Raw genomic sequence first — 24,034 nt, forward strand, 5'->3', positions numbered from 1 at the left:
TCCGTCAGACGGCCATCGCCGGGCGGGGCGGGCCGCCGCACAGCTTGGAGATGAGGCGTGCGGCGCGAATCGTGGTGATGTCGTGCAGGTACGGGCCGACCACCTGCACCCCGATCGGCAGGCCGTCGTCGCCCATGCCGGCCGGCACGACCGTCGACGGCAACATGCCGGCACCGGCCGGCCCGGTCCAGCCGAACAGATCGAGGTACGGCCGCTCGACCCCGTCGATGTCGATGGTGCGTTCCCACTGTGGTTCGCTGTGATCGTGTGGGATCGCGCCACGCGGCTGCACCGGCATCAGGATCACGTCGTATCCCTCGAAGAACTCGCGCCACCGCTCACGCAGCTGCAGCCGCCGCTCGTTGTTCGCGAGCCACTCTCGATGACGCTGTGCCGACGACCGCTTCGCGAACTCGGCCGGACCGTCGCCGTCGATCGTCGCGAGCTGTTCGATCTGGTCGGGAGAGTAGCCACCCGACAGCGCGGCGAACAGGAGCGCCTTGAAGACACGGTCGGCCTTCTCGAGCGTGAAGCCGGGTCGCGCGTCGGTGTCGACGTGACCGCCGGCCGATTCGATCAGCGAGACCAGATCGCCCATCACGCGTCGGGTGGACGAGTCGACCGGGCAGTACGGGTCGTCGAGCCAGGCGGCGATGCGGAGTTGGGAGAAGTCGTCGACGGGCCGTTCGGGCAGTTCGAGCTTCCAGCCGGGCTGCTGCCACCGGTCGGGGCCGCTCATCAGCTGCAGCATCATCTCCATGTCGCGGGCCGAGCGCGCCATCGGGCCGGCGACGGCGAGGTCGGCCTGGGTGAGCGTGCCGGGCATGCCGGGGATCTGGCCGTGTGACGGCACGATGCCGTAGCTCGGCTTGTGACCTTTGACGCCGCAGTAATGGGCGGGGACGCGGATCGATCCTCCGATGTCGGAGCCGACCTCGATCGGTGTGAAGCCCATCGAGAGCGCAGCGGCCGACCCGCCCGACGAGCCACCACAGGTGCGGGTGACGTCGTGCGGGTTGTTGGTCGTGCCGTACACCTCGTTGTAGCTCTGGATGTCGCCGGCGAAGATCGGCAGGTTGGTCTTGCCGTACACGATCGCGCCGGCCTCACGCAGGCGGGCGACGGGCCACGCGTCGTGGTCGGGCACGAAATCGGCGAGTTCGGGTGCGCCCGAGGTGGTGATGCACCCCTCGGTCATGAACGAGTCCTTCACGGTGATCGGCACGCCGTGGAGCGGGCCGAGCTCGTCGCCGCGAGCGATCGCCTCGTCGGCCTCGGCTGCGGCGGCTCGCGCACGTTCGAGATCGAGTCGGACGACGGCGTTGACCTCGCCGTCGAGGGCCTCGACACGACGCACCATGTGCTCGAGTGCTTCCCGAGCCGACACCTCGCGTCCGCGGATCGCATCGGCCAGTCCGTAGGCGGTCCACCAGTGGAGTTCGTTCATGCGCCGCCCATCGTTCCACATGAACCGAGGGTGAATCGTCGGTGGAGGCGACGAGGTCGGGAATGGGCGGCGTCGGCATCCGGTTGGTGCGTGTCATGGACGACGTCAACGAGTGGAACAAGCAGATCATCGAGGAGTTCCGGGCGAACGCCGGCAAGGTCGGCGGCCCCTTCGAGGGCATGCCGCTGCTGATCCTGCATTCGACCGGCCGCAAGTCGGGTGTGGAGCGCCTCAACCCGCTCGTGTACCAGCCCCTCGACGGGTCGTACGCGATCTTCGCGTCGAAGGCCGGCGCCCCGTCGAACCCCGACTGGTTCTACAACGTGACCGCCGACGCCGACGTCTCGATCGAGGTCGGCGCCGACACCGTCCCCGTGCGTGCCCGGGTCGCCGAGGGCGACGAGCGCAGCCGCATCTGGGAAACCCAGAAGTCGAACGCGCCGCAGTTCGCCGAGTACGAGCAGTCGGCCGGCGACCGAGAGATCCCCGTCGTCGTCCTCGACCCGCGCTGACGCCGTTCGGCGGGGTGCGCCCGCCCGACACCTGTGCCGTTCGACCCTTGGGGGTCACACCGGGTCCGATCTAGCCTGGTCGGCATGGGAACTCCCGTGGTGGCGTGCCCCTCGTGCGGCACGAAGAACCGAGTACCGTTCGCAGCCAAAGGTCATCCGCGCTGTCCGAAGTGCCAGACCGATCTGCCGTGGACGGTCGACGCCGGTGACGCCGACTTCGCCACCGCTGTCGATACCTCCGCCTTGGTCATCGTCGATCTCTGGGCGCCGTGGTGCGGCCCGTGCCGCATGGTCGCCCCGATCCTCGATCGGATCAGCAGCGAGTTCGCCGGGCGGGTCAAGATCGTGAAGGTGAACGTCGACGAGTCGCCGATGACCGCCCAGCGCTACGAGGCGCGCAGTATCCCGATGATGCTGTTCATGCGCGGCGGCGACGTCGTGAACACCGTCGTCGGTGCGCAGCCCGAGCACGTGATGCGCACCCTGGTCGAGGGCGAACTGCGTTCCGGGCGCGGTGTGTCGTGAACGCGCTGCAGCTGCCGTCGGGTGCCGAACTGGTGCGCATCACCGAGACCTTCGACGAGGCGACCGTGCCGCGCGGACTGATGCGGGCACACCGTGTCGCCAAGGGGACGTGGGGACGGTTGGTCGTCGACAGTGGGTGTCTCGCCTTCGTCTGGGAGGACGACGGCAGCGTCGTCGCGCTCGTCGCCGGCGACGACCAGGTCATCCCGCCGGACACGCCGCATCGAGTCCAGATCACCGAGTCGGTGCGGTTCGCGGTCGAGTTCTACACCGCGGTCGGTTCCTGAGCGCCGTTAGGTTGACGGCGTGGGAATCCTCGGTTGGATCTTCGTCGGCCTGATCGCCGGACTGCTCGCACGCTGGATCGTCAAGGACGAGCGCACCGGCTGCATCTACACGGTGATCGTCGGTGTGATCGGTGCCCTGATCGGCGGCGGCTTGATGTCGCTGATCGACGAGCAGGGCGTCGACGACTTCTCGTTCCGGTCGATCATCGTCGCCGCGATCGGAGCCGTTCTGCTCCTCCTGATCCTCCAAGCCATCGCCGGCCGAGGCCCCCGAACCCGCCGCTGAACACCAGACCCCGGGTCGGGTGTCGGAGGGAACGGCGAGGAGCGATCCGGGTCGGGTGTCGGAGGTGACGGCGAGGAACGAGCTTCGGGTCAGGTGTCGGAGGTGACGGCGAGGAACGAGCCGGGTCGGGTGTCGGAGGGAACGGCGACGGAGTCGACGTTTCCGGAGATCACCCGACTCCGGTGATGTGGGTGCGCGTCGGGTCGGGTGATCTCCCGAAACGCCTCGGCTGCGCCTCGGAGTTCCGTACGACACCCGACCCGACGGGTCAGTCGAGGTCGAGGACGAGGGGGGCGTGGTCGCTGGGCTTCTCGACGTCGTGGGTGTCGGCTCGTTCGGCGGTGTCGATCCAGAGGCGCTCCACCCGGTCGGCGACGTCGTCGGAACACAGGGCGAGGTCGATTCGCAGGCCGCGGTTCGCGGCGAACTGGCCGGGTCGGTAACTCCACCAGGTGAACACGCCGTCGTCGGGCAGGTGCTCGCGGGTGACGTCGCGCAATCCGTCGTCGACCAGCGCGTCGATCGCCGCCCGCTCGGGCGGGCTGGCATGCGTACGCCGACGCCATCGCACCGGGTCGTAGATGTCTCGGTCGGTCGGCGCGACGTTGAAGTCGCCGAGCAGTGCGGTCGGCCGACCGGGCACCCGCACGGTGCGGAGTCGTTCGAGCCACACCAGCTTGAACAGGTAGTGCGGGTCGTCCAGCTCGCGACCGTTCGGTGCGTACAGGGAGTGGACGTCGATGCCGCCGCACGTCGCCGACACGACCCGGGCCTCGTCGTACGGCGGCCGGTTCACGCCGGGCAGTCCGTAGCGCACGTCGTCGATCCCGACCCGACTCAGGATGGCGACCCCGTTCCAGTGGTTGTGTCCGTGATGCGCGAACTCGTACCCGTCGGCGAGCACCTCGGCCATCAGCGCTGCGAACACCTCGTCGGTGCACTTGGTCTCCTGCAGCGCCACGACGTCGGGGTCGTGGCGTTCGATCCACTCGACGAGTCGGTGGTGATGGGAACGGATCGAGTTGACGTTCCAGCTGACGAGTCGCACGTCAGGGCAGGCCGACGCGACCGTGCTCGACGCGGGTCATGACGATCTCGCCGAGGCCCGTGCCGGCGCTGTCGTCGGGATGTGATCCGGGCGCGCACAGCGCGAACAAGGTGCGGCCGTCGTCGCCGCCGAGCATGCACGCGAACGTCGGCTGCGGCGTGTCGATCCGGTCGGTGACGGTGCCGCCTTCCTCGACCCGCACCACCTGCGAACCGAGTGCGTCGGCGAACCAGATGCCGCCTGCTGCGTCGAGTGTGCAGCCGTCGGGGGCGCTGCCCTCGATCGCCGCCCACTCGCGGCGGTCGGTGAGGGTGGCGTCGTCGGCGATCGTGAACGCGACGTAGTTGCCGCCGAACGACTGGCCGACGATGAGCGTCGACCCGTCCGGTGTGATGACCGATCCGTTCGGGAAGCGCATGTCGGTGGCGGCGATCTCGACCGATCCGTCGGGCCGGACCAGTGCGAGGTCGGCCGGCTGGAACGGTCGGCGTTCCTCCAGGTCGAACCCGAAGTTGCCGACGTAGGCGTTGCCGTTCGCGTCGACGACCATGTCGTTGCAGTGCCAGGCAGCGACGCTCGACAGGTCGGCGTGTTCGACGAGGGCGCCGTCGCCGTGGTCGCGCATGACCCTTCTGGAGGTCATGAACACGACGAGGAGGGAGCCGTCGGGCATCCAGCCGAGGCCGCTCGGCCGGTCGGGCAGGTCGGTGTACTCGGCGCGGCGGTCACCGTCGAGTCCGACCGAGTAGATCGTCGCCTGGTGGAAGTCCGAGTACCAGAGCCGCCCGTCGTGCCAGCGGGGCCCCTCCCCGAAATCGATCCCCCCGACCAACCGTTCCCACGTCATGTACCGCACCCTACGCGGGTCAGGTGTCAGAGGTGACGGCGAGGAACGAGCCGTTACCGGAGATCACCTGACCCGGGATCGGTGCGCGAAACCGCGGGAACGAGTCGTCGGACCAGACCACAGGACCCCGGAGTCAGGTGACCGCCGGTCACGGGTTCGGCTGCGCCTCACCCGTCACCTCTGGCACCTGACCCGGTGACCCGACCCGGTGGGTCGGGGTCAGGTGAGGCGGTCGGTGGGGTAGTCGGCGTAGCTGGCTTTGAACACGCCGGAGTGGAGCAGGACCTTGGCGGCGGGTTCGCCCGACTCGGCGTGGCGGACCGTGGTGTCGACCCAGTGCGACTCGACCTTGCGGCTCTGACCGACCGCCACGACCGCTCGCTCGAGCACGTACTCCTCGCCGACGAACAGCGGCCGGCCGAAGGCCCGGACCTCGAGGTCGAGGAACAGCCCGACCGCCGGGCCGCGCACCGGCAGCGCTGAGCCGATCTTGTGGGCGAGCACGCTGTACATCTCGAACGGCAGGATCGGTCGACCCCACGGGTTGTCGCCCGAGACGTACCAGTCGCTCGGTTCGGTGATCGCCGCCAGCTTCTGGGCGAGCGAGAACGGATACAGGTTGCCGTTGGCGGTGTCGGCATCGACCGAGACCCGACGGTCGTCGGCCGGCAGGGCGCCGACGGTCACCTGGTCGACGATGAACAGCTCACCCGGCTCGCGCGACTGCGCCTTCGCCAGCCGCTCGGCGAGCTCGGTCGTGGCGTCGCCGACGGAGATCGTGCCGGTCAGCACCGGCGTGCCGTCACCCTTGGCGGCGTCGATCCTGACCGAGTCGACCGTGCCGTCGCCGTCGCCGTCGCCGATGTCGGCCGAGGCGATGACCGACTCGCCCTCGATCACCATCGTCTGGAAGTGGGCGCTGATGCAGCCGTCGGCGAACCACCGCTCGCCCCACCGGTCGAACCCGATCGGGTCGAACTGGCTGAAGTGGGTCGGCCCTTCGATCGGGGCGCCGGTCAGTCCGAGCTTGTCGGCGGTGGCGTCGTCGTGGACGCTGGTGTGTCCGTCGTACTCCTGGTCGGCGAGCATCTGCTTCGGCCGTCGCTCCGGCCCGACGACGCGGCCGTCGTGCTGCTCGAGGGACGTGGACGGGAACGGGTGCGAACTCACCGTGCCAGCGTGCCACGTCGGCGACGCCCACCACCCGACCGGAACAGCCACCCGACCCCATCGAGCGGCTGGGGGTCAGGTCGGCCGGTCCATCGGCGGCAGGACGAGGTCGAGCGGGGCGATGCGCTCGGGGTGTCGCAGGCCGGTGACGAGGCTGATTCCCAGCTTCGTGCGGCGGCCGTCGCTGTGGAGACGCCCGGGCCAGCCGTGGTGCTGGTGGTACGCGGAGGCGGTGTAGATCAGCACGGTGGCGACGTGTCGGCGGCGCCAGTCCTCGTGCACGAAGACCTGGTCGACCACCGCTTCCTCCGGCCACCAGCGGATGGCGCCGAGTTGCTGGTCGGAGCGAACGGGCAGGTGGAAGAACTCGGCGTCGGAGACCACGGTGCCGGGGGCGTGGTCGTCGGTGCCGAAGGCCACGAGCGTCATCGCCGGCGGGTCGGCGTTGCCTTCGGGCAGTTCGACGAACCAGCAGCCCGGTGCGCCGGGTGCCATCCCGGGCGCGACCGTGATCGTCGAGTGCCCGTCGGCGGCGAGTTCGGCCCGCCAGAGCACGAACACGTCGTCGAGGTCACCGGAGTCGTCGACGATCGTGCCGTCGTCGTGTCGGTCGTCGAGATGGCAGCGCACCTGCCAACGGCCGTGGCGGAGCGGCTGCTCGCGCACGTACCACGCAGAGGTCCCCGACTCAGGCGGCGTGCCCGCGGAGACCTCGTCGATCGGCATGGTCGCGGCCGTCGGTCAGGCGTCGGTGCGGGGCCGGCGGCTGATCATCACGCCGCCGAGTCCGAGTGCGACCAGCAGCGAGGCCAAGAGTGCGGAGCGGCTGGTGGTGTCGCCGGTCGGCGGCAGGATCGGTGCAACCGTCGAGGGAGCGACCACACCGGCATCGTCGTCGATCGTGGTCGTGGGCGCCAGCGTCGTCGCGGTGGTCGTGGTCGTCGTCGTCGTGGTCGTCGTGGTCGTCGTCGTGGTCGTGGCGGGTCCGGTGACCGTCACCACCACCTGGTTGTCCTCCACGACCTCCTGCAGGCTGATGCTGTACAGCGCCTCCACCTCGTAGATGAAGAAGTCGTCGCAGATGCTCTCGTCGAGCCCGGTGTCGAGGCCGAACACGGCCACGTACGCCGCCAGGGTGGCGGCAGCGGCCTCGGGGTCGTCGTCACAGCTGGTCTCCGGATCGTCGAGGTAGGCGATGTAGTCGGCCTCGTCGGGGTAGCCGGCGTCGCGGAGCGCCTGGGAGATGACGGCCAAGCCGGTGTCGTCGAAGACACGTTGCTCGGCGAGACGTCCCGGGTTCCGGAACGACATGAGGTCGGTCGGTGCCGTGGAGACACTGAGGTCGTCGTCGAGCGTGTGCTCGTGTCGGATCGTGATCGAGGTGATGTCGGGAAAGGCCTCCGCACTCGGAATGAGGTAGTAGTTCGCGCCGGGGAACGGTGCGAACGTGCTCTCGCTGCCGCTCGCGGCGAAGAACTCGATCTCGAAGAACTCGTGGAACTCGGTTTCGTCGGCCCACCCCTGTTCGGGGGTGCACTCCACGGTGCCTTCGCCCTCGATCTCGATCGTGACGACCGGCAGCAGATCGTCGGGCACGATCGGGAGCGGGTCGGGAACGTCGCCGGTTCCGGCGGCGACCGAGATGCCGAACGGGGCGACGTTTCCCTTCGTGAGGCCGAACTCGGCGCTGCACGACTCGTAGGTGCCGGTGTCCTGCGCCGGTGCGCGCTCGGGCCGGTCGCCCGAGGCGGGCGGGCCGACGGCCGGCTCGACGTCGGGCGCCTCGCCGGCGGAGACGGTTCCGGAGGCGACGAGGCTGCCGCCGAGCAGGCCGACGACGGTGGTGCGAAGCGATGGGCGCATGGGCGGGCAACCTACTCCCAGCGCCTCGCGAAATCGCGAACGTTCGCACACAGCGTTGCCGCCGCACCACCCTGCGTCGTAGCGGAACGACCCCGGTCGGGGGCCAGCCGGCCGGGTGGTCGTACGATCGCCGCATGGGGAACGAGGGGACACGGGTCGACGTCGACGGGCATCTCGATTGGGGGCGTCTGGTCGACGATCTCAACCGGTTGCTGCGGCTGCGGACGACACCGATCGGGATGAAGCGCTTCGCAACGGTCGCCGACATGGAGGCGGTGCCGCGTGTGCGGCGGCCGCAGGCGATCCACACGATGGACCAGATCGTCGGGCAGGCGTCTCGCAACGGCTGGACGGTCGGCGTGACGAAGGACGACTTCGTCGGTGACCAGTGCGCGGCGGTCGTCGGCCTCCACCCTCGCGACGACGACTGGCTCGCCGGCGAGCGCTACGCCGGCGTCTGGTACTCGACGCCGGACGACGCAGCAGCGCATCAGGCCGCCATGGACCTGCCGTCGTTCGGCACCCACGAGGCGGTCGTCGTGTCGCCCCTGGCGAGTGGCCGACTCGACCCGCCCGACATCTGCCTGATCTACGCGACGCCGGCACAGATGATCCTGTTCATCAACGGGCTGCAGTGGACCGGGTACCGCAAGCTCGAGTGGGGATGCGTCGGCGAGTCGTCCTGCGCCGACTCGTGGGGACGCGCACTCGCCACGGGCGAACCGAGCCTCTCGATCCCGTGCTTCGCGGAGCGCCGCTACGGCGGCGTGATGGAGGACGAGTTGCTGATGGCGATCCCGCCGAGCTTTCTCCCGACGGTCGTCGACGGCCTCGCCGCGCTGGCGCGAAATGGCCTCCGGTACCCGATCGCGCCGTACGGCGTGACCACCGACGCCCGCGCCGGACTGGGGCACAGCTACGACTGAAACGTGACCGTTCGATGACCGAACGGAGGGTCGCTTGACGCGAATGCATCACTCACGTGCGTGATCCTGGTGTTATCGGCTTGATCGGGGCTTGAAGTAGCCGATGACCCTGGTGGTGAGTGACGACGTCTGGAAGGATCGCCCTGTGGGTGGAACTGCTCTCGGTGTCCGAGAGCCCGCGATGACGCGTTCGTCCGAGAGCGTCGGATCCCCCATCCTCCACGCGTGCATCACGATCGTCGTCGTCATCTCGATGGTCTCGATCGCCGGGTGGCAGACCCACACGGCGTGGATGGTGCAGTGGCGGTCGAGCTGGGCGCCGATGCAGCAGAACACCGCGATCGGCGAACTCGCCTGCGCGCTCGGTCTGTTCGGCTTCGCGATCAGACGCTGGTGGGTGACCGTCCTCGGCGCAGTGGTCGCGCTGGCGCTCGGCGTCGTCGCCATGGTCCAGTACGTGTTCGACGTCGATGTCGGCATCGACACCGTGTTCGTCGACCCGTTCGTCACCACCGAGGTGGCGAGCCCGGGCCGCATGTCGCCCCGAACCGCGCTCGTCCTCCTGCTGTTCGGCGCCGGCGTCATCGCGTCGGTCTGGGCCGACCGGACCGACCGTCCGAGCGCGTCGACCACCCTCGTCGGCCTCACCGGCGGCATGGTCGCCGTGATCCCGGTCCTCGCCCTCATGCGGCGCTTCGTTCCGGGCTGGGACGAGTTGTGGTGGGACGAGTCGACCCGCATGGCGGTCCCGACGGCACTCGGATTCGTGGCCGTGGCGGGCGGCTTGTTCGCCGAGGCGGCGAGGCGCGATCGAGCCGACATCGGCAAGTGGCTGCCGGGCGTGGTCGGTGCGGTCGTGTTCGCCGCGTCCACGCTCACGTGGCGAGGGGCGCTCGGGGCGGCGTCGAACGGCGACTTCGACCGAGAGCGCGTCGCCACCGTGATGCTCGTCGCCTCGTGTCTCGTCGCGGCGCTCGTGGCGCTCGCGCTGATGGGTGCGTACTCAGCGCATCAGAACCTCACGAAGGCGAAGATCGCGATGGCCCGACTCGCCGAGGAGACGGCCCACCGTCAGCACGTCGAGCGAGAACTCGCTGCCGAGGAGGTCGCCCGTCTCCGCGCCGAGTACGAAAGCCGTTCGGCATTGGACGAGCAACGTCGGATGCGGGAGGTCGCCGAGCGGGAACGCGTCGAGACCGAACTGTGGAAGGCCCGCCGTCTCGAAGGGCTGGGTCACCTCGCCGGCGGTATCGCCCACGACTTCAACAATGTGCTGCAGATCATCCGCAACGCGTCGGAGCTCGCCCGGGCCCACGGCAAGCAGCCGGTGCGGTCGGCCGACGGCGCTGGTCTCGATGCCGATCTCGACCTGATCGACGACGCGACCGAGCAGGCCCGTCGGATGATCCGCCAGCTCCTCACCTTCGCCCGAGACCAGGGTGACGACGTCGAGGCGCTCGACGTGGTGGCGGCGACCCGCGACGCCGAGGCGCTGCTCGCCGGAACGATCGGCCGCTCGATCGAGATGCGGCTCGAGATCGCTCCCGACGTGCCGCCGGTCGAGCTCGACCGAGGACGCTACGAGCAGTTGCTCCTCAACCTGGTCGTGAACGCCCGAGACGCGATGGGCGGCTCCGGCCGGCTGTGCGTCTCGATCGACTGCCTCCCGTCGATCGACGACACGGTCGAACAGGTACGTGTCCGCGTGGCCGACACCGGTCCGGGCATCCCGGACGAGATCGTCGACCAGCTCTTCGACGCCTTCTTCACCACCAAGGAGACCGGCACGGGGCTCGGACTCTCGACGGTGCTCAAGGTGGCGGAAGGGGCGGGCGGCTCGGTTCGTGTCGCGTCGACGGGTCCGGAGGGCACGACGTTCGAGGTGTTGCTGCCGTCGGTGCCGGTCGAGGAGCGGCCGACCGACGCCACGCCCGTCGCCATCTCCGAACCGTCGCTCGAGGGGCTCGTCGTGCTGGTGGTCGACGACGACGCGATCTTGCTCGAGGTCGCCAAGCGACTGTTGGTGCTCGCCGGCTGCGAGGTGATCGCCGCCGGCTCCGGTGCCGACGCCGTCGAGATCGCCCGCTCGCACGACGGCGCGATCGACGTCGTCCTCACCGACTTCCACATGCCCGAGCTCGACGGGCTGGAGGTCGCGACCGCCATGGCCGACGCCCGCCCTGATGCGGTGGTGGTGCTGATGTCGGGTTCGGGCGCCCCCGAGGTCGGCAGCGGCGCCGAGCCGACTGCAGTGTTGGCCAAGCCGTTCGGCCAGTCGCAGCTCCGGGCGGCGATCGTCGAAGCGCTCGTCGAGCGCTGGTCGCTCTCCTCCGGCTGAACCATCGACCTCGTCGGCTCGCCCGGGTGACCGACGTCACCGTCGTCCACGTTCGTCTGCGATCGGGAATGATTTACGATACTGGCCGGTTCAGTTTCGTAAGTCGGGCAGCGGCCCGGACGGTGACCCTCCGACCGTCCGAGCCTCCGCCCGCCGAGACACGACGAACCACCCACCCGACCGGCCGCATCGACGACGGCACCACGACGCGACAAGGACTCCCATGCACGGCTCCCCTGACCTCGACCCGATCGACCCCGCGATCCACGAACGGCGGTGGATCACGCTCGGCGTACTCTGCCTGAGCCTGCTGATCATCGTGATGGACAACACGATCCTGAACGTCGCGATCCCGTCGTTGATGGTCGACCTCGGAGCGACCAACAGCCAGATCCAGTGGATCATCGACTCCTACGTGCTGGTGTTCGCCGGCCTGCTCCTCACCACCGGCAGCCTCTCCGACCGCTTCGGCCGCAAGGGCGCCCTCCAGATCGGCATCGTCCTGTTCGCCATCGGTTCGGCTGCCGCGGCCATGTCGACGACCGCGAACCAGCTGATCGCCACCCGCGCCTTCATGGGCATCGGCGGCGCGCTGATCATGCCGGCGACGTTGTCGATCCTCACGAACGTCTTCCGCGACCCGCGCGAGCGCGGCCGGGCGATCGCGATCTGGGCCGGCTTCTCCGGCCTCGGCGTCGCCATCGGCCCCATGATCGGCGGGTTCCTGCTCGAGCACTTCTCGTGGCACTCGGTGTTCTGGGTCAATCTGCCGATCGGTGCACTCGCGTTGACCCTCGGCGTTCGGTACGTGCCGACCTCGCGTGACTCGAAGCAGCGACCGCTCGACCCGATCGGTGCCGTCCTGTCGATGGTCGGTCTCGCCAGCCTGCTGTTCGGCATCATCGAGGGGCCGGCCAAGGGATGGACCGACGACATCGTGATCGCCGGCTTCGCCGTCGGCGCCCTCGCGATCGCTGCATTCATCGCCTGGGAGCTGTACACCCCGAACCCGATGCTGCAGATGACCGTGTTCAAGAACGCCCGCTTCACCGCGGCGAGCCTCACGATCACGCTCGTCTTCTTCGCCCTGTTCGGTTCGCTGTTCCTGATGACGCAGTACTGGCAGCTCGTGCACGGCTACTCGCCGCTCGAAGCGGGCATCCGCCTGCTGCCCCACGCCGCCACGATGATGATCGTCGCGCCGCTGTCGGCCCGCCTCGTCGAGCACGTCGGCACGAAGCGGGTCGTGCTCACCGGCCTCACCCTCATCACGACCGGCCTGCTGCTGCTGTCGACCATCGAAGCCGACACGCCCTACGTCGTGGTCATCTCGTTCTTCGTCGTCATGGCGTCGGGCATGGGCATGACGATGGCGCCGGCCACCGAGTCGGTGATGGGCTCGCTGCCTCGCGACATGGCCGGTGTGGGTTCGGCGATCAACGACACGACCCGCCAGGTCGGCGGTGCGCTCGGCGTCGCCATCATCGGCTCGGTCGTGTCGAGCATGTACGCCGGACGGATCGACACCATCGCCGGAGATCTCGGACTCGGAGCCGCGGCAACCGAGACCGCCGAGTCGTCGCTCGGTGGTGCCCAGCAGGTCGCCGCAGAACTCGGCGACACCACGCTGTTCGACGACGCGAACGTCGCCTTCACCGAGGCGATGACGAACGGCATGCTCCTGTCGGCCGTGATCATCATCGGCACGGCAATCATGGCCTGGAAGTTCCTTCCGGCCCGCGCCGCCGGGCCCGACACGGTGCCCGCGGCGACGCCGGGCGAACGACCGGTCGAGCCGACGCTCGCGCCGAGCGCCGGTGACTGATGTGGCGAACGGTGTCGCAGGCCACAATGGTGGCGTGACCGACGCTCCACGACGCGGACGCCCGCGGTCCGCCGGTGCCGACGAGGCAATCCTCACCGCCACGCTCGACGTGGCGCGAGAGGTCGGCTTCCGCGGCATGTCGATGGACGTCATCGCCGAACGCGCCGGCGTGTCGAAGGCGACGATCTACCGCCGGTGGGCGTCGAAGGAAGCACTCGTGCTGCAGGCGCTCCGGAGCGCGATCAACCCGATGGACGAGGTCGACCTCGGTTCGGTCCGTGCCGACCTGGTGACGTACCTCAACGATCTCGCCGACCGGATGGCGAGCGGCAATATGACCGACGTGCTGCCGCACCTGATCGAGTGGGCGGTGCACGACGAGCAGTTGCGGGTCGAACTCGACGGCTACGTGGCGCATCGTCGCCAGCCACTCGTCGCGATCCTGACCCGGGGTATCGAGCGCGGCGAGATCCGTGACGACCTCGACCTCGACACGATCGTCGACGCGTTCGTCGGCCCGTTCATCTACCGCAAGCTCCTGACCGGCGACGCCATCGACGCCACCCTCGTCGACCGCCTCCTCGCCCTCATCCTCCCCACCATCACCCCGTGACTCCGCCGACCACCGCACGCCATTCGGGTCAGGTGTCAGAGGTGACGGCGAGGAACGAGCCGTGACCGTCGATCACCTGACCCGGAGTCGGTGCGCGTCCCCGAGCGCACGAGCCGCTTGGTCGACTCCAGGATCCCGGGTCAGGTGACCGCCGGTAACGGGTTCGGCTGCGCCTCACCCGTCACCTCTGGCACCTGACCCGGTGACCTGACCCGGTGAGCCGACCCCGTGGGGTGGCCCTAGGGTCGGGGGTATGCATGCGATCCAGATCACCGAGCACGGTTCCGCCGACGTGATGCGGTGGGTCGAACTCGACGACCCCACTGCCGCCCCCGGCCAGGTCGTCGTCGAACTCGGTGCCGCCGGCCTCAACTTCATCGACACCTACCAACGCTCCGGGCTGTATCAGGTGGGCTTGCCGTACGTGCTCGGACTCGAAGGTGCCGGCACGGTCGTCGAGGTCGGCGACGGCGTCGACCACCTCGTGGTCGGCGACCGCGTCGCCTGGGCGTCGACCCCGGGTTCGTACGCCGAACGGGTTGCCGTCCCCGCCGCACAGTCGATGAAGGTGCCCGACGGGATCGACTGGGAGGTCGCTGCCGCGATCCCACTGCAAGGCATGACCGCCCACTACCTCGCCGTCGACACGTACCCGCTCGGTCCGGACGACACCTGCCTGATCCACGCCGGCGCCGGTGGCGTCGGCCTGTTGCTCATCCAGATCGCCAAGTTGCGCGGCGCCGAGGTCTACACGACCGTCGGGACGCCCGAGAAGGCCGAGCTGGCGAAGGCGGCCGGCGCCGACCACACCGTCCTGTACCGAGACGTCGACTTCGCCGAGGCGATCCGCGGCATCGCCGGCACCGAGCGCCCGCTCGACGTGGTGTACGACGGGGTCGGCAAGTCGGTGTTCTCCCAGAGCCTGTCCCTCATCCGTCAGCGCGGGATGATGGTGACGTTCGGGAACGCGTCGGGGCCGGTCGATCCGGTCAGCCCGCTCGACTTGTCGGCGAACGGTTCGATCTTCCTGACGCGGCCGACGCTGTTCCACTACGCGTCGACGCCCGACGAGATCCAGGCCCGTGCCGACGACCTGTTCGGCTGGCACGCGGCCGGCGATCTCGACGTGCGCATCGGTGAACGCTTCGCCCTGGCCGACGCGGCCGACGCCCACCGTGCCCTCGAGGGGCGCGCCACGACCGGGAAGGTCGTCCTGCTGCCCTGATCCGGCGGAGAGGCCGGCTCAGATCGCGGCGAGCCAGGCGCGTGCGTCGATCATCATCTCGATGGTCTGGCTGTGCGCCATGTCGTATTCGACGTCGGTGACGTTCCAACCGCCGTCTCGCATGGCGGCGGCCGCGGCGAGGCCCCGATCGGGCGTGATGATGCGGTCGTGTTCGCCGACCTGGATCAGCGCCGGACGGTCGTCACCGTTGGTCGGGTCGATGTCGAGTCCGTCGATCTCGGGGAGCGCGCAGCACATCGCCCACACCCCGGCGTAGCTCGGCGCGCCGGGTCGGAGCGCGAGGGCGAGCGAGACGAACCCGCCCTGCGAGAATCCGCCGAGCACGCACCGGTCGTGTGGGATGCCGGCGGCCTCGAGTTCGTCGTCGACGAACTGGGCGACGGTGTCGACTGCGTGTCGGAACGAGGCGGCGTCGGGCCCGTCGGGGGTGCGGTCGTACCACGAGGCGCCGTCGCCCTCGGGGAGGTCGTGGAGGGCGCGCGGCGCGACGGCGGTGTACCGCTCGCCGGGGTCGACGAGGGGGACGTAGGCGGCGAGGTGGTGCTGTTCGGCGCTCCAGCCGTGCAACAGCACGAGCATCCGGTCGGCGCCGTCCCGATCGATCCGATACGTGGTGAGGGGCATCCCCCCATCGTCGCGCACACACCGCCCACCGGGTCGGGTGTCGGAGGGAACGGCGACGGAGTCGACGTTTCCGGAGATCACCCGACTCCGGTGACCGGTGCGCGAACAGCTGGCCGGGTCGGGTGATCTCCCGAAACGCCTCGGCTGCGCCTCGGTGTTCCGTACGACACCCGACCCGGTGGACCGACCGGGATGGTCGGGAACGTCAGTCGAGCGGTGCGGGCGGCGGGCCGAGGACCTCGATGCCGTGCATCGCGCAGACCTGCGCGACGTGGCCGGGGTCGATCTCGCCCGGGGCCGGCAGGTTCGTCGGGTCGGTCTCGACGCCGAGTTCCTGGACGAACCGGTCGAACGTCGGGTGTGCCTTGCCGCCGGAGGTGACGGTGAGGAAGCGGGCCTGGTCGCTCTCGACCTGGAACACGTGCGGGACGCCGTGCGGCAGTGAGACGACCGACCCGGCGGTGGCAATCTGCGACGTGTCGCCGAGGTCGAGCCGGATCTCGCCCTCCAGGACGTACATGATCTCGTCCTCGTCCTGGTGCACGTGGAGGGGCGGACCGAACCCACGTGGGGCGGTGAACTCGACCGCCGACATCTTCGGGCCGTCGTCGCCGGCGGTCACCTTGACGGTGGCGAGGTGATTCAGGAACCACCGGTGGTCGCCGTCGCCGGTGGCGAGATGGCCGGGCCGGTCGATCGAGAGTGCGGTGGTGGAGTCGTTGAGCATCGTCATGCCCACGACGATGCGAGACCAGCCTTCCGAAAACCTTCGGATCAGGCGTCGAGGTGACGCCTCGGAACCGGGTCGGGTGTCGGAGGGAACGGCGACGGAGTCGACGTTTCCGGAGATCACCCGACTCCGGTGACGACGGTGCGCGCCGGGTCGGGTGATCTCCCGAAACGCCTCGGCTGCGCCTCGTCGTTCCGTACGACACCCGACCCGTCGTCAGGTGAGCGTGTCGAAGGGGGTCGGGTCGACGGCGAGTTCGGTCATGGCGGCGGTGTAGGAGTCGTAGGCGGCGCGTGCTTCGCCGTGGCGACCGGCACCGTGCAACGCCCGCACCAACGTCTGGTGCGCCTGCTCGTCGTACCGGTCGCCGTCGAGCAGTCGGCGCGCGACCGTGTCGACCCGTCCGACGTCACCGTCGCTCAGCGCTCGGTCCAGTTCGCGGTGTGCGGCGTCGACGAAGCGCGAACGAACTGCCTCGCGTACGGGGGCGGTCCAGTCGTCGTACCGGTCGTCGGGCAGGAAGTCGCCGACGTAGCCGTCGACGATCGTCGCGTCGTCGTCGAGGCGCTTCCACGCCGTGACGTCGACATCGACGGCATCGAGGTCGAGTCGGACCGTGGAGCGGTCGGCGACCACGGCGCCGCGCAGCACCCGTCGCACGGCCGACAGCTGCACCGACAAGCGGGCGTTGAGCCGGTCCGACAGCTCGTCGGGCCACAGCAGTTCGATCAACTCGTCGCGGGTGACCGGCCAACCGTCGGCGGCCACCAGTCGCTTCAGCAGCGTGCGCGCACGCTTCGATCCCCACTCGCTCGTCGGCACTGGTTCGCCGCCGTCGAGCACCTCGAACGCACCGAGCGTGCGCACCTCGATCCGATCCTTCTTCACCGGTGCGCGTTCCCGCACCGTTCCCGTCGTGAACCGTTCGATCGCGGCGGCGATCGGTTCGAGATCGCCGGCGTACGAGAAATGGTCGCGTCCCTCGACCTCGACCATCTCGACGTCGGCGCCGGCATCGCAGAACAGCTCGTAGGTCTCGCGCGCCCGGGCGATCGGGGTGGCCTGGTCGTCGGTGCGATGCACGATCAGCACCGGGCATTCGACACGCGGGATCGCCTCGCGGGCGTCCATGTCCGCGATCAGATCCATCAACGTCTCGAGGGCATCGCGACTGGCGGCCTGGCGTTCGTAGGTCGGCCACCAGGCGCCGAAATCGGGGTCGTCGGCGAGCGACGGTGCGAAGATCCGGAGCGTGATCGAGTCGGGGGTGCCCCAACCGTCGACGAACGTCTTGAACATGTCGCTGCGTTCGGTCGTGCGACGGATCTCCCGCTCTTCGTCCGAGAACATCGAGGCGCCGGCGCCCTCGAGGATCAGCCCCTCGACCCGATCCGGGTAGGTGGCTGCGTACATGATCGACATCGGGCCGCCCTCGGACACCCCGTGGATGTAGGCGCGGTCGATCTCGGCGTGGTCCATCACCGCTTTGAGCTCGTCGACGCGTTCGTCGAGCCCGGGGATGTCGAGGCTGCGATCGCTCATGCCGGTGCCACGCTTGTCGAACGCGACCTGTCGGCTGAACGTCGCGAATCGTTCGAACATCGCGGTGATGCGCGGGGAGTTCCAGGCCAGCTCGACGTTCTGTGCCATCGGTGGCACGGCGCAGATCGTCGCCGGTCCGTCGCCGTAGATCATGTACGCGATCGTCGAGCGCGAGGCTCGGGCGAACCGGATCTCGGGCGTGGTGGTCATGACGCCTCCCAGTTCACCACACAGCGACCACGCAGGTCAGGTGCCAGAGGCGGCGACGGCGACGGAGCAGTTCCGGGTCGGGTGTCGGAGGGAACGGCGACGGAGTCGACGTTTCCGGAGATCACCCGACGCCGGTGACCGGTGCGCGAACAGACTGCCGGGTCGGGTGATCTCCCGAAACGCCTCGGCTGCGCCTCGGTGTTCCGTACGACACCCGACCCGGCAGTGCGTCGTGTCAGTCGCCGCCGACGACGGTGCCGCGGACGGCGATGTCCTTGATGGCGAGCGGGTCGACGTCGTGGGGGTCGTCGCTCAGGGCCACGAAGTCGGCGAGTTTGCCGGCTTGGATCGTGCCGATCTCGTGGTCGAGTCGGAGCTGGTGCGCGGCGTCGACCGTGACGGCTCGCAGCGCTCGTTCGACGCCGATCCGTTCGTCCGGGCCGAGCACATCGCCGGATGCCGTGACCCGATTGACCGCGCACCACATCGTATGGAGCGAGCCGAGCGGTGTCACCGACGCGTCGGAGTGGATGCTGTAGCGCACGCCCTCACGGTCGGCGGTCGCGCAGGCGTCCATCCGGGCGGCTCGGTCGGGGCCGACGGTGATCGTGCGGTGCTGGTCGCCCCAGTAGAAGATGTGGTTGGAGAAGATGTTGGCGCACATGCCGAGCGCTGCCATCCGCCGGTACTGGGCGGCGCTGGTGAGCTGGGTGTGCTGTGCGGTGTGGCGGTGGTCGAGCCACGAGTGGTCGCTGATCGATCGTTCCGCCGTGTCGAGCAGGAGGTCGACCGCCTCGTCGCCGTTGACGTGGGTGTGCACGGTGATGTGGTGCCGGTGGAACGCGTCGAACCAGCCGGCGAACTGTTCGGGGGCGAGGAGCCAGATGCCGTTCGGCCGTTCGTTGCCGTCGGGGTCGGGGAGATAGCCGGGTGGATTGAGGCGGGCGGTGAAGCCCTGGATCGATCCGTCGAGGATCATCTTCACGAGCCCGAATCGCGTCTTGGCGGTCGACATCTCGCGCAGGGCGAGCACCCAGCGGGCGGCTTCGTCGCCGTCGGTGATGCCGCCCGACGCCGGGTTGAACAGGGGGACGAGGCGGGCCGGGAAGCCGTCGGCCGACGACACGTCGACCCATCGCTGGGCGTCGTCGTCGGTGCGGATCGGGGACGCGCCGAGCTCGGTCACCGTCGTGCAGCCGACGACGCGTGCGATGCGGGCGAACCGGTCGAGCGCCGCCGGATCCCGGAGTGCGCCGAACAGGGCGCCCATCTCTCGCCGGGCGAGTGACATGGCGGCGAGCTCTTGGAGTTCGCCGATCGGTCGGCCACTCCCGTCGGTGGGGACGCCTTCGACGTCGATGCCGTCGGCGAATCCTTCCCGCTCCATCAGCGCCGTGTTGACGGTGATCAGGTGCAGGCTGGCGTGGACGACGCAGATCGGCCGGGTGGTCGAGACCGCGTCGAGGTGCTTGGCGGCGAGTCGTTCGTCGGGGAAATAGATCGGGTCGAAACCCCAGACGATGAGTGACTCCGCCGGATCGTCGAGCTCGTCGTCGAGTCGTCGGAGCAGTTCGATCAGGTCGTCGAACGTGCGGCAGCCCGAGCGTTCGACGCCGTCGGGACCGGTGCGCGGGAAGTAGCCGGCGTACTCCCACGCCCAGATCGCCCCTTCGAGCGAGTGCGAGTGGGCTTCGACGAAGCCGGGGAGCAGGACGTCGTCGGCGAAGGTGTCGTCGACGGGCATCGAGCCCCACGCCGAGGTGAGTTCGTCGACCGATCCGACGGCGAGGATGCGGTCGCCTCGGATCGCCACCGCCTCGGCCGTCGGCAACGCCGGATCGAGTGTGACGACGCGCCGAGCCCGCAGAATCCTGTCCTGTTCCCCCATCCGGCCACTCTCCCACAGCCGCCGCCACCGCCCGCAGCCCACCGCCCCGGGTCGGGTGTCGGAGGGAACGGCGACGGAGTCGACGTTTCCGGAGATCACCCGACTCCGGTGACAAACGGTGCGCGTCCGGGTCGGGTGATCTCCCGAGACGCCTCGGCTGCGCCTCGCCGTTCCGTACGACACCCGACCCGGGTGTGGCGTGCCTCCGCGCTCCGCACGACAACCGGCCCGGTGGGGGTGTTTAGGCTGGGTGGCGTGATTCCTTCGTTGGATCTGTCCCGGCCCGTCGACGAGCTCGGGCCCGAACTCGATGCGGCGCTGCGCGACGTCGGGTTCGTGACGGCCCGCAACCACGGTGTGCCCGACGACGTCCGCGATCGCTACTTCGACGCGATCCGCTCCTTCTTCGATTTGCCGCTCGCCGACAAGGAGGCGATCGCGATCGGCAACTCGCCGTGCCACCGGGGCTACGTCGGCATCGGCACCGAGTCGCTCGACGGTGCGCTCGGCAACGCCGACGACGCGATCGGCACCGCTGCGGCGGGCGACCTGAAAGAGACGCTCGACACCGGCTTCGATCACGGCCCCGACCATCCCGAGGTGGTCGCCGGCACGCCGCTCCACGGTCCGAACCAGTGGCCCGATCTGCCCGGCTTCCGCGACGCCGTCGAGGCGTACCGGGCGGCGGTCGTCGCCGTATCCGAACGGATGCATCAGGTGATGGCGGTCGGCCTCGGACTCGACGCCGACTACTTCGACGCGTTGCCGGGCGAGCCGATGTACCACCTGCGCCTCATCCACTATCCGCCGCAGTCGCGGGCGACGCCGGCGCCGGGCCAGTGGGGGTGCGGCGCCCACACCGACTACGGCACGCTCACCGTGCTCGCCGACGACGGCGTCGGTGGGTTGCAGGTGCAGATGCGGTCGGGTGACTGGGTCGACGTGACGGTGCCGCCGGGTGAGCTCGTCGTGAACATCGGCGACCTGATGGCGATCTGGACGAACGATCGCTGGGTGTCGAACCCGCACCGGGTGGTCAATCCGCCGGGTGTCGACCGCTACTCGTCGCCGCTGTTCGTCGAGCCGGCGTTCCACCTGCGTGTCGAGACGCTCCCGACCTGTCTCGATGCCGACGGCACGTCACGGCACGCGCCGGTCGTGACCGGCCCGTATCTGCTCAGCCGGTTCGACGGGACCCACGCCTACCGCAACCCGCTGCTCACCGAGTGAGCCGCTGACCGACACGTTCGCCACTCGCCGCACGAGTGCGGCGCCGACGATCGCGCCGACGTACACGCCGACGGCGACCCGTTCGACGCCGACGACCCAGAACGACGAACCGGCCCACGCCGCGCCGGCGGCGGCGCCCAGTGCGACCGTCGCGTACCAGCCGACGACGGCGCCCGGACCGAGTGTCGCCGTGCGTGCTCGCTCGACGGTGTCGGCGCCGTACCACTCCTCGAGTTTGCGGTGTCGCCCGAGATGCCAGGCCAGCGCCACGGTGGTGATCGACAGGCCGATGTGGCCGACGATCTGGAGCGCTTCGGGCGCGGTCATCGTGTCGCCGAACCACGTCACGGTCGTGTCGGCGTAGCCGAGGCGCTGGGGCAGCCACCGCTCGCCGTGCGTGAACCAGTCGAGGACGACGTGGGTGACGATGCCGACGACGACGCTCGTGACCGTCGTCCACCAGCGTGGTCGGCGATCGGCCAACACGCCGAACGACCAGAGTCGGAACGGCCCGAGGTCGGGCAGCATCGTCGCCGCGAGCGGCGCGACGACCAGGCGGAACAGCACCGTCAGGGCGACACCGATCGGCACGCCGAGCAGGACGGCGCTCGGCCAGGTGTGCGAGTCGATCCCGAGCTCCTCGCCGACCGAGAGGAGTGTGTCGGGCATGATCGTGCCGACACACAGCGCCGTGCCGTCGAACCAGCGCGGGCGGGCCAGCTTCAGTCCGACCGCCGGGGCCTGATGCGCGAACCACGTCACGGGCACCCCGACAGTCTGGCGGAGGGTGCCCGACGTCGCTCCCGATTCGGGACCTCCGGCCGGTCGTCGGTGCCGTTCGGGGCAAGTAGCGTCGGGGCTCCACCCCCGGATCAGGAGACCACCGATGGACCGAAACGACCTCCGCAGCGCGCTGTTGCGTCTCGCCTCGAACCACCTCTGGACCTACGAGTACCGCACCGCCGCGCTGTTCGACGCGTTGCCGACCGCGACGGTCGATCAGCACCCGTTCACGGCCGTGCGCTCGCTGACCGACGACCAGGTCGCGTCGCTCGCTGCCGACGACGCGTTCGTCGGCGCGGTGGCCGATCGGCTCGCCCATCTCGACGGGGTGATGGCGTCGGCGGTGACGTCACCCGACGTCGTCTACTACTCACCCGAGTTCGGCATCACCGATGTCGTCCCCCAGTATTCGGGCGGTCTCGGCATCCTGGCCGGTGACCACCTGAAGTCGGTCAGCGACCTCGAGATCGGCCTCGGCGCCGTCGGCCTCTTCTACCGCCACGGCTTCTTCCGCCAGTACCTCGACGGCGGCCGCCAGGCCGAGCGGATCGAGACCTACCAGGCCGACGACTTCGGATTCACCGACACCGGCATCGTCGTCGAGGTGCCGGTCGCCGACCGGGTCGTCGATGCGAAGGTCTGGAAGATGGAGGTCGGTCGGGTGCCGCTCCTGCTGCTCGACACCGACCTGCCGCAGAACTCCGAACACGACCGGGCGATCACCGATCAGCTCTACGGCGGCGACCAGCTGCACCGGCTCGAACAAGAACTCGTGCTCGGTGTCGGCGGTGCACGCGCCGTCGCGGCGATGGGTTGGACGCCCGGCGTGCACCACTCCAACGAGGGCCACGCCGGCTTCCTCGCGATCGAGCTGCTCGACCGTGCCCGCGCCGGCGACGCCGCAACGCTCGACGACGCGATCGAGGCGATCCGCCCGCACGTGCTCTTCACGACCCACACCCCGGTGCCCGCCGGCATCGACCGGTTCGCGCACGCGATGATCGCACCGCACCTGCAGCCGTGGGCCGACTCGTGGGGCGACCCGATCGCCGACGTACTCGCGCTGGGCCCCGACCCCGACGACGCCAAGACGTTCAACATGGCCGCGCTGTGCCTGAAGGTCGCGGCCCGGGCGAACGGTGTGTCGAAGCTGCACGGCGAGGTCAGCCGTGACCTGTTCGGCGACGTGCCCGGCGGTTCCGACATCTCGTCGGTCACCAACGGTGTGCACGCCCGCACGTGGGTCAGCCCCACCCTGCAGGATCTGTTCGACGCCCGCCTCGGCACCGACTGGGCGCTCGGCAACGCCGGCGCATGGGAGCGCATCGACGACGTCGAGTCGGACGCGATCGTCACGGCCCGTGCCACCGACAAGGCGCCGCTCATCGAGCTGCTCGCCGAACGGTCGGGCGCGACGCTCGACCCTGATGCGCTCGTGATCGGATTCGCCCGCCGCTTCGCCACCTACAAGCGGGCCAACCTGCTGCTCCGCCACCCCGACGTGCTGGCCGCGCTGCTGGCCGACGACGAGCGTCCGATCCACATCCTGTTCGCCGGCAAAGCCCACCCGGCCGACAAGCCCGGCAAGCAGCTCATCGAGCAGGTCGTCGCCTACGGCGCATCGGCCGAGGCGAACGGTCGCTTCTCGTTCATCCCCGACTACGACATCGGTGTCGCTCGCGCCCTCTACTTCGGGTGCGACGTGTGGCTGAACAACCCGGTGCGGCCGCGTGAGGCGTCGGGGACGAGCGGCGAGAAGGCGGCGCTCAACGGCGGGCTGAACTGTTCGATCCTCGACGGCTGGTGGGCCGAGATGTCCGACGGTCGCAACGGTTGGGACATCCCGACGTCCGACGCCACCGACGACGACGTCCGCGACACCGAGGAGTCGGCGTCGGCGTTGTCACTGCTCGGCGACATCGCCGCCGAGTTCCACGCCGACGGCTCGGGCCGTCCGTCGGAGGCGTGGGTCGACCGGATGCGTCACAACTGGCGCACCCTCGGCCCCAAGGTCACCGCTGCCCGCATGGTGTCCGACTACGACAACGAGCTCTACCAACCGATGCTGCGCGCCCTCTGACGCTGGCTGACCAG

At 69.5% G+C, this 24,034-nt stretch carries 22 protein-coding genes; 11 read left to right on the top strand and 11 right to left on the bottom strand.

Annotated features, from left to right (window positions below; translation table 11 throughout):
• Positions 1-4: 4 nt before the first annotated feature.
• The gene (locus BDK89_RS00315) at positions 5-1,447 is read right to left on the bottom strand and encodes an amidase (RefSeq protein ID WP_133867052.1); all 1,443 of its coding nucleotides are present in this window, start codon (positions 1,445-1,447) and stop codon (positions 5-7) included.
• A gap of 95 nt (positions 1,448-1,542) precedes the next feature.
• On the opposite strand from BDK89_RS00315, the gene BDK89_RS00320 reads away from it, so the two are divergent.
• The 4 genes from BDK89_RS00320 to BDK89_RS00335 all read left to right on the top strand — a co-directional run bounded on the left by BDK89_RS00320 (position 1,543) and on the right by BDK89_RS00335 (position 3,057).
• The gene (locus BDK89_RS00320) at positions 1,543-1,959 is read left to right on the top strand and encodes a nitroreductase family deazaflavin-dependent oxidoreductase (RefSeq protein WP_133870916.1); all 417 of its coding nucleotides are present in this window, start codon (positions 1,543-1,545) and stop codon (positions 1,957-1,959) included.
• Positions 1,960-2,043: 84 nt separating this feature from the next.
• The gene (trxA, locus tag BDK89_RS00325; protein WP_133867053.1) at positions 2,044-2,484 is read left to right on the top strand and encodes a thioredoxin; all 441 of its coding nucleotides are present in this window, start codon (positions 2,044-2,046) and stop codon (positions 2,482-2,484) included.
• Positions 2,481-2,771: a TehB-like domain-containing protein gene (locus tag BDK89_RS00330; RefSeq protein WP_133867054.1), complete on the top strand. Its 291-nt coding sequence runs from the start codon at positions 2,481-2,483 to the stop codon at positions 2,769-2,771. Before trxA ends, BDK89_RS00330 begins: the two co-directional genes overlap by 4 nt.
• Before the next feature lie 19 nt (positions 2,772-2,790).
• On the top strand, positions 2,791-3,057 hold the full coding sequence (locus tag BDK89_RS00335) for a GlsB/YeaQ/YmgE family stress response membrane protein (protein WP_133867055.1): 267 nt from the start codon (positions 2,791-2,793) through the stop codon (positions 3,055-3,057).
• A 268-nt stretch (positions 3,058-3,325) separates the two neighbouring features.
• Here BDK89_RS00335 and BDK89_RS00340 read toward each other — a convergent pair whose 3' ends face one another.
• From BDK89_RS00340 to BDK89_RS21995, 5 genes are all read right to left on the bottom strand, one after another.
• On the bottom strand, positions 3,326-4,105 hold the full coding sequence (locus BDK89_RS00340) for an exodeoxyribonuclease III (RefSeq protein WP_133867056.1): 780 nt from the start codon (positions 4,103-4,105) through the stop codon (positions 3,326-3,328).
• A gap of 1 nt (position 4,106) precedes the next feature.
• Positions 4,107-4,952 (bottom strand): SMP-30/gluconolactonase/LRE family protein, encoded by an 846-nt coding sequence (locus BDK89_RS00345; protein ID WP_133867057.1) that lies wholly within the window; start codon positions 4,950-4,952, stop codon positions 4,107-4,109.
• A 219-nt stretch (positions 4,953-5,171) separates the two neighbouring features.
• Positions 5,172-6,122 (bottom strand): hypothetical protein, encoded by a 951-nt coding sequence (locus BDK89_RS00350; protein ID WP_133867058.1) that lies wholly within the window; start codon positions 6,120-6,122, stop codon positions 5,172-5,174.
• 75 nt (positions 6,123-6,197) lie between these two features.
• Complete coding sequence (locus BDK89_RS00355; RefSeq protein ID WP_133867059.1) at positions 6,198-6,848, bottom strand: hypothetical protein; 651 nt, start codon at positions 6,846-6,848, stop codon at positions 6,198-6,200.
• Between the two features lie 15 nt (positions 6,849-6,863).
• Entirely contained in the window at positions 6,864-7,985 is a 1,122-nt protein-coding gene (locus tag BDK89_RS21995) for a hypothetical protein (RefSeq protein ID WP_208293906.1), read from the bottom strand.
• Positions 7,986-8,119: 134 nt separating this feature from the next.
• Here BDK89_RS21995 and BDK89_RS00365 point away from each other — a divergent pair, with 134 nt between their 5' ends.
• The 5 genes from BDK89_RS00365 to BDK89_RS00385 all read left to right on the top strand — a co-directional run bounded on the left by BDK89_RS00365 (position 8,120) and on the right by BDK89_RS00385 (position 14,912).
• On the top strand, positions 8,120-8,911 hold the full coding sequence (locus tag BDK89_RS00365; RefSeq protein ID WP_133867060.1) for a DUF169 domain-containing protein: 792 nt from the start codon (positions 8,120-8,122) through the stop codon (positions 8,909-8,911).
• A gap of 181 nt (positions 8,912-9,092) precedes the next feature.
• Positions 9,093-11,249 (top strand): hybrid sensor histidine kinase/response regulator, encoded by a 2,157-nt coding sequence (locus BDK89_RS00370; protein WP_133867061.1) that lies wholly within the window; start codon positions 9,093-9,095, stop codon positions 11,247-11,249.
• Positions 11,250-11,472: 223 nt separating this feature from the next.
• Positions 11,473-13,074 carry a DHA2 family efflux MFS transporter permease subunit gene (locus BDK89_RS00375; protein ID WP_133867062.1) on the top strand — a complete coding sequence of 534 codons (1,602 nt, stop codon included), beginning with the start codon at positions 11,473-11,475 and terminating at the stop codon, positions 13,072-13,074.
• 34 nt (positions 13,075-13,108) lie between these two features.
• The gene (locus BDK89_RS00380) at positions 13,109-13,687 is read left to right on the top strand and encodes a TetR/AcrR family transcriptional regulator (protein WP_166657273.1); all 579 of its coding nucleotides are present in this window, start codon (positions 13,109-13,111) and stop codon (positions 13,685-13,687) included.
• A gap of 253 nt (positions 13,688-13,940) precedes the next feature.
• A complete protein-coding gene (locus BDK89_RS00385) occupies positions 13,941-14,912 on the top strand; it encodes a quinone oxidoreductase family protein (RefSeq protein ID WP_133867064.1) in 972 nt (323 codons plus the stop codon).
• A gap of 18 nt (positions 14,913-14,930) precedes the next feature.
• Here BDK89_RS00385 and BDK89_RS00390 read toward each other — a convergent pair whose 3' ends face one another.
• The 4 genes from BDK89_RS00390 to BDK89_RS00405 all read right to left on the bottom strand — a co-directional run bounded on the left by BDK89_RS00390 (position 14,931) and on the right by BDK89_RS00405 (position 19,927).
• A complete protein-coding gene (locus BDK89_RS00390) occupies positions 14,931-15,557 on the bottom strand; it encodes an alpha/beta hydrolase (RefSeq protein WP_133867065.1) in 627 nt (208 codons plus the stop codon).
• 205 nt (positions 15,558-15,762) lie between these two features.
• Entirely contained in the window at positions 15,763-16,290 is a 528-nt protein-coding gene (locus BDK89_RS00395; RefSeq protein ID WP_133867066.1) for a cupin domain-containing protein, read from the bottom strand.
• A gap of 213 nt (positions 16,291-16,503) precedes the next feature.
• Positions 16,504-18,039 (bottom strand): alpha/beta hydrolase, encoded by a 1,536-nt coding sequence (locus tag BDK89_RS00400; RefSeq protein ID WP_133867067.1) that lies wholly within the window; start codon positions 18,037-18,039, stop codon positions 16,504-16,506.
• A 235-nt stretch (positions 18,040-18,274) separates the two neighbouring features.
• Positions 18,275-19,927 (bottom strand): amidohydrolase, encoded by a 1,653-nt coding sequence (locus BDK89_RS00405; RefSeq protein WP_133867068.1) that lies wholly within the window; start codon positions 19,925-19,927, stop codon positions 18,275-18,277.
• A gap of 255 nt (positions 19,928-20,182) precedes the next feature.
• Between BDK89_RS00405 and BDK89_RS00410 the strand changes: the two genes are divergently transcribed.
• Positions 20,183-21,157, top strand: a complete 975-nt coding sequence (locus BDK89_RS00410; RefSeq protein WP_166657274.1) for an isopenicillin N synthase family dioxygenase — start codon at positions 20,183-20,185, stop codon at positions 21,155-21,157.
• On the opposite strand, the gene BDK89_RS00415 is transcribed toward BDK89_RS00410, so the two are convergent.
• Positions 21,068-21,925, bottom strand: coding sequence for a DUF4184 family protein (locus BDK89_RS00415; protein ID WP_166657275.1), 858 nt, complete (start codon positions 21,923-21,925; stop codon positions 21,068-21,070). The genes BDK89_RS00410 and BDK89_RS00415 overlap by 90 nt on opposite strands.
• A gap of 118 nt (positions 21,926-22,043) precedes the next feature.
• Here BDK89_RS00415 and glgP point away from each other — a divergent pair, with 118 nt between their 5' ends.
• Positions 22,044-24,020, top strand: a complete 1,977-nt coding sequence (glgP, locus tag BDK89_RS00420; RefSeq protein ID WP_133867071.1) for an alpha-glucan family phosphorylase — start codon at positions 22,044-22,046, stop codon at positions 24,018-24,020.
• The last annotated feature ends 14 nt before the right edge of the window (positions 24,021-24,034 follow it).

It is taken from the genome of Ilumatobacter fluminis, from assembly GCF_004364865.1.
Taxonomy (GTDB): domain Bacteria; phylum Actinomycetota; class Acidimicrobiia; order Acidimicrobiales; family Ilumatobacteraceae; genus Ilumatobacter; species Ilumatobacter fluminis.

Excerpts from the sequence above, each read along its gene's own strand:
- BDK89_RS00315 (WP_133867052.1), bottom strand. The coding sequence starts at position 1,447 with ATGAACGAACTCCACTGGTGGACCGCCTACGGACTGGCCGATGCGATC.
- BDK89_RS00320 (WP_133870916.1), top strand. The coding sequence starts at position 1,543 with ATGGACGACGTCAACGAGTGGAACAAGCAGATCATCGAGGAGTTCCGG.
- trxA (WP_133867053.1), top strand. The coding sequence starts at position 2,044 with ATGGGAACTCCCGTGGTGGCGTGCCCCTCGTGCGGCACGAAGAACCGA.
- BDK89_RS00345 (WP_133867057.1), bottom strand. The coding sequence starts at position 4,952 with ATGACGTGGGAACGGTTGGTCGGGGGGATCGATTTCGGGGAGGGGCCC.
- BDK89_RS00355 (WP_133867059.1), bottom strand. The coding sequence starts at position 6,848 with ATGCCGATCGACGAGGTCTCCGCGGGCACGCCGCCTGAGTCGGGGACC.
- BDK89_RS21995 (WP_208293906.1), bottom strand. The coding sequence starts at position 7,985 with ATGCGCCCATCGCTTCGCACCACCGTCGTCGGCCTGCTCGGCGGCAGC.
- BDK89_RS00365 (WP_133867060.1), top strand. The coding sequence starts at position 8,120 with ATGGGGAACGAGGGGACACGGGTCGACGTCGACGGGCATCTCGATTGG.
- BDK89_RS00370 (WP_133867061.1), top strand. The coding sequence starts at position 9,093 with ATGACGCGTTCGTCCGAGAGCGTCGGATCCCCCATCCTCCACGCGTGC.
- BDK89_RS00375 (WP_133867062.1), top strand. The coding sequence starts at position 11,473 with ATGCACGGCTCCCCTGACCTCGACCCGATCGACCCCGCGATCCACGAA.
- BDK89_RS00385 (WP_133867064.1), top strand. The coding sequence starts at position 13,941 with ATGCATGCGATCCAGATCACCGAGCACGGTTCCGCCGACGTGATGCGG.
- BDK89_RS00390 (WP_133867065.1), bottom strand. The coding sequence starts at position 15,557 with ATGCCCCTCACCACGTATCGGATCGATCGGGACGGCGCCGACCGGATG.
- BDK89_RS00395 (WP_133867066.1), bottom strand. The coding sequence starts at position 16,290 with ATGACGATGCTCAACGACTCCACCACCGCACTCTCGATCGACCGGCCC.
- BDK89_RS00400 (WP_133867067.1), bottom strand. The coding sequence starts at position 18,039 with ATGACCACCACGCCCGAGATCCGGTTCGCCCGAGCCTCGCGCTCGACG.
- BDK89_RS00405 (WP_133867068.1), bottom strand. The coding sequence starts at position 19,927 with ATGGGGGAACAGGACAGGATTCTGCGGGCTCGGCGCGTCGTCACACTC.
- glgP (WP_133867071.1), top strand. The coding sequence starts at position 22,044 with ATGGACCGAAACGACCTCCGCAGCGCGCTGTTGCGTCTCGCCTCGAAC.